At 35.3% G+C, this 8,967-nt stretch carries 1 protein-coding gene; it reads right to left on the bottom strand.

The genetic code is table 11. The annotated features are described in order from the left end of the window. Nucleotides 1-8,937: non-ribosomal peptide synthetase (locus A3842_RS05145; protein ID WP_256701518.1), on the bottom strand; the 8,937-nt coding region annotated here is incomplete at its 3' end. Nucleotides 8,938-8,967 lie beyond the last annotated feature (30 nt).

The raw sequence follows: 8,967 nt of genomic DNA, 5'->3' as shown, positions 1-8,967 counted from the left end.
ATATAGATAGATATCAATTGGATATAATCCTCCAGCACTCGGGTATAAATATTTAATTCCTTTATTTATATCCTGATGTTTGAAAAACGACAATAAAACTTCAAATGTTTCCTTGCTAATTACTTTAGATTGATTGAATTCTCGCTGACTTCTCCGTTCCGTTAGGAATGTTGGGAATTTATGATCTCCCTTTAACTGGGTTATTTCTCCCGAGAACTCATACGTTCTTTGCAATTGTTTCGTCTTAAACCTTTGATAACTCTGATTATCATATAGGATAGTATCATCATGATGATTTTGAAATAAAGTACCTTGCGAATGAAACAAGTCGTGTACCGACAGCAAGGAATCTACTAAGATTTGTTTTGAATACAACATAGTCATAAAGGATTCCAAAGAACTCGGTTCAATTTGTGGAAATGCCTCAACTAATTGGTTAAAATTCATCCCCTGCTGCGCCATAAAATAAAAATCCGGGAATAGGATATCAATCAGTTCACTTTCGAACTTCTCATTTCTGACAATTAGTTTTCCATCATTTAATGACCAATGTAAAACAGGAGACCACCAATATTTTTTTTGTTCTACAATTTTTGCAGAGACCGAATTTAATGAAGAAATAGCAGAAACAATCGTATTGCCTGACAAGAGCTCTTTTGCTATCCCCTCAATTGTGGGATTCTGAAATAACTTTCTGACTGCAAGACGTTTACTGAAAAATTTATCTACTCGGTTGACGAGCTGTTGAATTTTAAGTGAGTCCCCACCTAAATCAAAGAAATTATCATCAATACTGATATCAGTTTTCTCTAAAAGTTCCTGCCAAAACTCCAACACTTGTTGTTCGATACTATTTCTCGGTTCTATGACTTCTCTCTTTGAGAACATCTCATTTTCAGGTTTCGGTAATAACTTTTTATCAATTTTCCCATTATAGGTAAGCGGGAACTCTTGCAACTGAATATAATAAGTTGGAATCATATAGTCAGGCAAGCATTTTTCTAAATGAGCTTTTATCTCTTCTTTTGAAATATGGCTATCCGCGATGTAATAGGCACACAGCAATTTAATCCCACGTTCGTTCTCGTAGCAATTGACTAAAGCCTTATTAATTACTGATAGAGCTGTTATGTAGTTCTCTACCTCACCCAACTCGATTCTAAACCCTCTAATTTTCACCTGTGAGTCATTTCTGCCAAGAAATTCGATATAGCCCTTGTGACAAAGTACTCCTTGATCCCCTGTTTTATAAATGGGTCCTAAAGAGGGATGATTAATAAAAGCATCCTGGGTTTTAATTGGATCATTATAATAACCATTCGCTAGTCCCTCGCCGGCTATATAGAGGTCTCCCTTAACTCCAATTGGGCAAAATTCAAGATTGTAGTTTAGTACATAGACTTGCTGGTTTGCCAACGGATATCCATATGGTATACTTTTCCAGTTTAAATCCACTTCATTTATTGGATAATATATAGACCATATAGCAGCTTCAGTTGCACCGCCTAAACTAATAAGATTAGCATTCCTGAAATGTTTGGAAATACGACTTGGAAGTTTTAAAGGGATCCAGTCTCCACTTAACAACATTACTCTTAAATGAGTATTTACATAATCATCTTCGAAAGCGTCTACCATCATATCAGCCAAAGCCGGCACTGAATTCCACACTGTAACCTTGTGCAATTGCATCGTTTCCATAACATATTTGGTATCTCGTACATCAGGCACCAATATAAGAGTTGCCCCAGAGAGTAATGAGCCAAAAACATCATATACAGAGAGATCAAAACAAAGAGAAGACAATGCAATGATACGATCTGATTCTGTTACTTCAAATTTTTTATTCACATCTAAAATTGTATTAACTACCGCTTTGTGCTTGACTACTACACCTTTGGGTACACCGGTACTGCCTGAGGTATAGATAATATACGCCAAAGAATCCGGACTAACATAGTCTATAATTTTAGCATCACTATACACTGATGTTTTTATCGCGTGATCTGTGGAACCATCCAGAACAAACTTGCACCCAGCATCTCTTATTATTAAACGCTTGCGATCGTCCGGATAATCCGGTTCAATTGGTAAATATGCTGCACCAACCTTCAGGATAGCTAGTAAATTTATAATCGTTTCTATATCTCGGTTACCCCAGACAGCCACAATATCCCCGTTTCCAATGTTGTTTTCCAATAGGAATCTGGCTACTTGGTTCGATCTTTCATCGAGTTTCTGATAAGTAATAGATTCATGTCCCTTTACTATCGCAATGTTATTTGGAGTCATTTTTACCTGCTCATAAAAATGACTGTGTAAAGTCTTGCAAGAATAGGAATACCCGGTGTTGTTATACTGCTCGATTTGCTTAAAATTGAATTCATTATTAATAATAGTGGTAGCGACATTCTCATCCGTAGCTGTTTGAACAATACGTTTAATGTATCCCTCAAACATTTCGCGGATCATATCCTTATCAAATAATTCCTCTACATAATCCCAACGAATCGTAAGAGATCCATTACTTTCTACCACTTGATTATCCAGATATACCTGTGAAGTTTGACTGCTACTAAATTTAACGACATTAATGTCATCTGATAAGAACGAAGAATTCATTTTCTCTAAAGAGTTTTCATCGGACAGTATATTCGTAAAAACATATGGCATTATAGCTCTTGTACCACTCCCGTTGCGAGCTGCCAAATCTCGAATGAATTTAATGCCATCATAATGCCGATGCTGCAAGCTCTCAAACATTGTCCTTTGCAAGGAAAATGCATGATCCCAGAATGACTTCCCTTCACGTAAATCTGCTTCAATAAGTAGAACTGATGTAAAGTCACCAACAATTTGTCCAACCTCTGAATGCACGGGATACCGGTTAAACACACTAAAATTAAGAGCAAGGTGGGATTGATTGCTCCAGAAGCCCAAGATCTCCGCATAAGCCGTTGCCAACAGTACTGCGGTTGTTATATTTTTCATCTTTGCTTTATTCTTGATCTCATTCCAGTCAGAGGCCGTTATAACATGGGAAATGGTCCGGAACCTAGGTTCCTTTATAGTTTCAGGATTGACTTTAAGCGGTATTGAAGGAGCAGAAGGAAAATCTTCAATCTTCTTCATCCAATGTTTCCTATCTAACTCGTAGACTTCAGATTTCTTAAACTCGTTATATGCTAAAATATAATCTCTAAATGATAAATTTAATTCAGGAAGTTTAAGGGACTGATCTTGATAATAAGCCATTAATTCCCTACCCATTATATCTATGCTAGTGGCATCTGCGACAAGAATGTCGATACCTATACAAAGATAATGTACATTCTCAGAAAGCCGAAATGCTTTGAACTCGAATAAAGGCCAGGATGACGGGTCGAATATTGCATGTGACATCCGTTCCCTTTCTTTCAAAATGCGTTCTTGCTGGGTGTTATGATCAAGAGAAACCAAATCCTCGACCTTGATTGCATATGGAGGTACATTCTGCAAAATCCTTTGTGATCCATTAGAATCGAATACAGCTCTAAGCATAGGATGACGCTGAATCACTTGAATTAAACTTATATTAAGTCGTGAGATATCCATTCTACTTTCAATCTCCACGTACTGATGAGTAGAAACCCCCCCCATTTCAAAATCGCTTTGCCGTCCAAGTAAATAAGCAGTTTGAACATCCGTTAACCCAAATGGATCATGCATATAAGATGGCTGCGGCGTAACCTGGGAATAACTTCTGTTCGAAGTTACTTCATTATTAAGTTGATACTGAATAAAGTTACTTAACAAACTTACAGTAGGATTATTAAAAATATCATTTAAGGTGACTTCAACGTTAAAGATATTGTAAATGGACGACGCAAGACTTGTAGCTTTTAAAGAGTGTCCACCAATTTCAAAAAAGTTGTCATCAATCCCGATAGATTCAATCCTTAGTATTTCTTCCCAGATGGAAATCACTTTTTTCTGAGTTATTGATACCGGTTGACGTTTCTCACCATCCGACTTCTTAAAGTTATCGAAAAGAGAATAAATAGGTAGTTGAAGCAGTTGTTTTGCAGTAGGATACATTAATGGTGAGAAATAAGATCTATTCATTAAATCATTTATATTACTCAAAAACACATCCCATTGATAGAAAACTATATCTGTCTCACATACTGGTTGTAATGAGTAAATGTAGGGTTTATCTTCAAGATTGGTCATAATAGGGGCCGCAAAGCAGATTCCGGAAACTCCAGGCCCATTTTTGTGCAATAATTCATTCTCATATGTAACAATTTGAACGGACGGAACGACTATTTCAATTGAACTGGAGTTCTCCTTTGCCATAATTACGTGATAGGTTCCGTGCACAGTATCTTGCTTATTGATCGCAACTTTATAGCCGAATCTTTCAAAAAATCCGACCGAATTTGATAATACTGGAACGACCATCCTCAAATTGTTCATATTTACGATTCTTTCATCAGAGCAATCTGGATCTTCTAATAATTCAATAAGTCCCATATTTTTCAAATATATGAATTGAACATTTTTATGATTAAAAAGTATTGCTGGCTTTACATTTGTTACAGATTCAAAAACAATAGAAGATTCTTCAAGTATTTCAATAAAACACTTAATATTAGGCACGCGAAAACAAATATGATATGGAATCTCACCGTTTTTATTGATTATGTTATACACTGGTGAATTATGATCTACAGGCTCAACTAATTCGATCGAGTCGAAACCACTCTTTGTACACATTAGCAAGTTTGCATTCTGGTTTTCATCATATATACTTGTCGAACATTTGAAACCAAGTTGCTCATAATAACATTTCGCTTCGTTTATATCTGCCACAGCTATGCCAATATGATCGATTTGAAGCCTTTCTATAGGCTCAGAAATCGGTTTGGGCTGTGGTTGATCTATTCTTGTATATAAACATGTAATATGCTTTGGAACAGCCGGAAGATCAGACGTATCTATTTCATAATGCTGTACACCGTTATGTTCTTCAATAAGCGAGTAATTCATTTTTTCTAAATACTCTGCAACCAAGTCATTCTTTTCAGTGCGTTTATATTTCAACTCCATCTTGACAATACTTTTATAAAAGTTTAGAACAGATACAATTACCGCATTCTCGACACCCCTGCCAAGCACTCTGCAACTCAGCATAAAATTATTAATAACAACCCGTTCACCGAGTTGTGTTACCAAAACAGCCCCAACAAGTCCATAATCACCAAACTTATCTTTCACATGCACGGAAAAACAGCGATTCTGCAAGGATGAAATATATCTATTAACCACATCTTCTGTCATTGCGTTTTTATTAAAATTAAATTGATTAGTTCTTTGTGTTAATTGAGCGATCCGTGAAAATTCCTCTTGCAATGTATCTGTTATGCTAACAACAAGTTCAAGTTCCATTAGGTACTCATCAAGTGTAGTGACCGTATTTTGTATGGCCTTTCTCTTGTTTTCAGATATATACATTGCATTCCGCTTTTTATCTTCTTCTGTAACATCCAACGTATCAAAGGCCCATACATGATTAATAAACGATGGTATAGCTTGGCTATCCTCAGGTAGTTTAAGAGTCAATACTTTAGGGCAAGCCGCCATAACATCACTACACTCATATTTACTATCATCAATAAAAATAAAGCTTTCTAAGCCAAACCCTAGCTCATCAGATATTTCGAGCAGATTTGCAGATTTATTCGTCCAGTTAATTCGATGCGTGATAAAATGTTCCTTTTTAAGGACCATTTCCGGATTTCTGTCGAATACTTCCCACACATCTTTTTCATTGTTTTTACTACACAATGCCAACAAATAGCCCTCTTGATATTTTTTCACCATGAAATTCTGCAACTCTAAATAAGGTCCATCGATTGCAACTCCTAAAGGACCATCTTCCCCACAAATGCCATTCCAAATCGTATTGTCACAGTCCAACACAATCACTTTATAAATATTATTTTCATAAGCTACTATTTTTCTTGCGACTATAGTTCCCAACACAGCTTCATATTCATCTGTAAATGGTAAATGAGCATTTTTATCCTTGATCAAATCAAAGCGTTCACCAATCGCGTAGCATACATCTTCGACGCTAAAATCTATCGTGTAAGCATTAGCCATGTTGTTGATAGATTGAATCATTTCTCGATTCAGACTTGCAATGTGATTCATAACCATGCTACTTAAATTTGATAAAGGATTCACCTTAAAGATACCCATAAAAAGCGGGCCTGATTTGTGTTTATTAGCCAAGATGGCTACTAATTGTCTATAGTATTTGTTCAACAATTCTATTTGCTGAATATCATCAGATTTATTATCGCGCAACAGATCCTCGAATCTAAATAACAAAATATTAATACTATTAGTTGGATCTTTGCTCTCATTAAGTAAATGTTGCATAAACTGATTATACGCTGTGATCTTGGTTGAGACATTTAACCCAAAATGATTCGTCCACCACGTAATGTAATTAGCAATCGGATCTGCAGTAAATGTTGAATTGATCACTACAGAAAGTGCATCTTTCGCATTTGAGATTGCATTTGCAACATTGAAATTTTTCTTTTTGTAAACTTCCAATAGTTCTAAATCATTAAGAATCTCGTAGTTCCCAATTTTCTTCCCAGGACTCATTGAAATCAATTCCAACAATTTATAAAAATGGCCGGAGAATGTTTCAATGCTCTCTCTCTTAAATAAATTTGTATTAAAGTTAAAACCAATTGAAATTTCACCGTTATTTTCAATTGCTTCTACCAAGAGATCAAACTTGCTTGTCCTCTGTTCCAAATTCATGTATGCGGACGTTGCGCCTGGTATTTCCAAAGAGAAATTCATATTTTGCAACACAAACCAAACGTCAAATACAGAATTAATCCCATACTTTTTAACAATATCAAGCTTCTCGATTAAATCTGAATACTGATAATCCTGATTTTCAATAGCCTTTAGTGTATTTTCTTTAACCTCATTCAAAAAGTCATTGAATGTCTTATCTTTTTGAGGTTTATTTCGAATAGCAATTGTATTGGTTAACATGCCCACAATATTTTGAGTACTAGGATGTGACCTGTTAACAATTGGAGATCCAATAATTATATCTTCCTGTTCAGAATATTTTGCGAGCACAATATTTAAGACAGATAAGAATAACACGTATAATGTCGTATTCGTATCTGAGACCATTTTATTAATCTGTTCAGTCATGGTCTTACCAAGATTAACATTTACAACGTCTCCAGAAAAAGTGGCCACTAATGGTCTTGGATAATCTAAAGGTAAAGATACTCTCGAAATTTCATCGGCAAAAACGTCTAACCAATATTCTTCTTGTTTTTTGTATAAATCTGTTTGCATAAATTGATTTTGCCAGTAAACATAGTCTTTAAATTGTGTTTCAATATTAGGCAAGTTTTTATCATTCAGCAAATTCGAAAGTTCTTCAAAAATCAAGCTCAACGAGGTACCATCGAAAATGATATGATGCATGTCAAAAAGAAGCACGCTGTTACCGTCAGCTACTTGAATATAAAACGCACGGAACAATGGCGATTTACTTAAGTCAAATGGGGTTACTAGTTCCTCTAGTAAATTACTTAGAGATTCTTCATTCGTATTATATTGATTAATTTCAAAACAAAATTCCGGTTCAATAACCTGAATGATTCTACCATTTTTCTCTTTGAACGAGGTTCGAAAGGCCTCGTGGCGCATGACCAATGTATTGAGAGATTCCTCTAACTTAACTATATCTACTTGTCCAGATAATCTAATCGCTATCGGCATGTTATATGCTAATTTGCTACCTTCAGACTGCTCTATAATATAAAGTCGTTTTTGAGATTGTGTAACCTCATAATATTCGCTTTCAGTAATTCTGGTGATTGGCAATAAAGCTTTGCTTCCCTTTTGTGTAATAATTACAGCAAGTGCTTTAATAGTAGGGTTCTTCATCACTTCGGATACAGAAATGTGAATGTTGAAATATTTAGAAATTCGGGTGCTTATATGTGTAGCATTAAGAGAATGACCACCGATCTCAAAGAAATTATCTTCCACACTAATATCATTAACTCCAAGAACTTCAGTCCAAATTCCCAATAGTTTTTCTTCATATTCATTATTGGGTTTGACAACAGTTTTTTCGCTGGCAGTATGGGTCAGTGCGATCGAATTCAATGCCTTTTTGTTTATTTTCCCATTTGGAGTTTGTGGAAAAGATTCAGTCTGTATAAAGCGTGTCGGAATCATGTAGCTTGGCAGCTGTTGGCTAAGTAATTCTCGCAAATATGATACAAGTGAAGAATCACTCATAATAACAAATGCACAAAGTTCTTCTCCAATAACGCTAACAACAGCATCTTTTACCAGTCCCGACATCAAGATGTTTTTTTCAATTTCACTCAACTCAATGCGATAACCTCTTAGTTTAATTTGAGTATCTTTTCGACCTAAAAACTCTATTTTACCATCAGGTAACAATCGACCTAAATCACCGGTTTTATATATCTTCAAGTCTGAATCATAAGGATTTTTTATGAATTTTTCGTCCGTAAGTTCTTTATTGTTCAAATAACCCCTCGACAACCCCCTGCCTGATATACATATCTCTCCGATAATTCCAATAGGTTGGAGGTTATTTTCATCATTGAGAACTAATATACTTGTATTTGCAATTGGTTTTCCAATCGTTATTTTTTTAACATTTTCAGTTATCAATTCATAGGTTGACCAAACAGTCGTTTCTGTCGGACCATACATATTATAAAGTTTTGCATTAGAATGCTTTTTGATCTCAATGAGTAAATTGTCAGGAAAAGCTTCTCCGCCAACAAAAATATCCGTCACATGAGTTAAGCACGAGACGTCCCCTCCTTCTAACAGCAACTTCAAACGAGAGGGGGTTATTTGTATTTTATTTATATATTTATCAATTAT

Source organism: Paenibacillus sp. P3E (assembly GCF_001909045.1).
GTDB classification, from domain to species: domain Bacteria; phylum Bacillota; class Bacilli; order Paenibacillales; family Paenibacillaceae; genus Paenibacillus_AQ; species Paenibacillus_AQ helianthi.
Note: the sequence above shows the minus strand (reverse complement) of the source record. Positions and strands in the feature narration are given on the sequence as shown.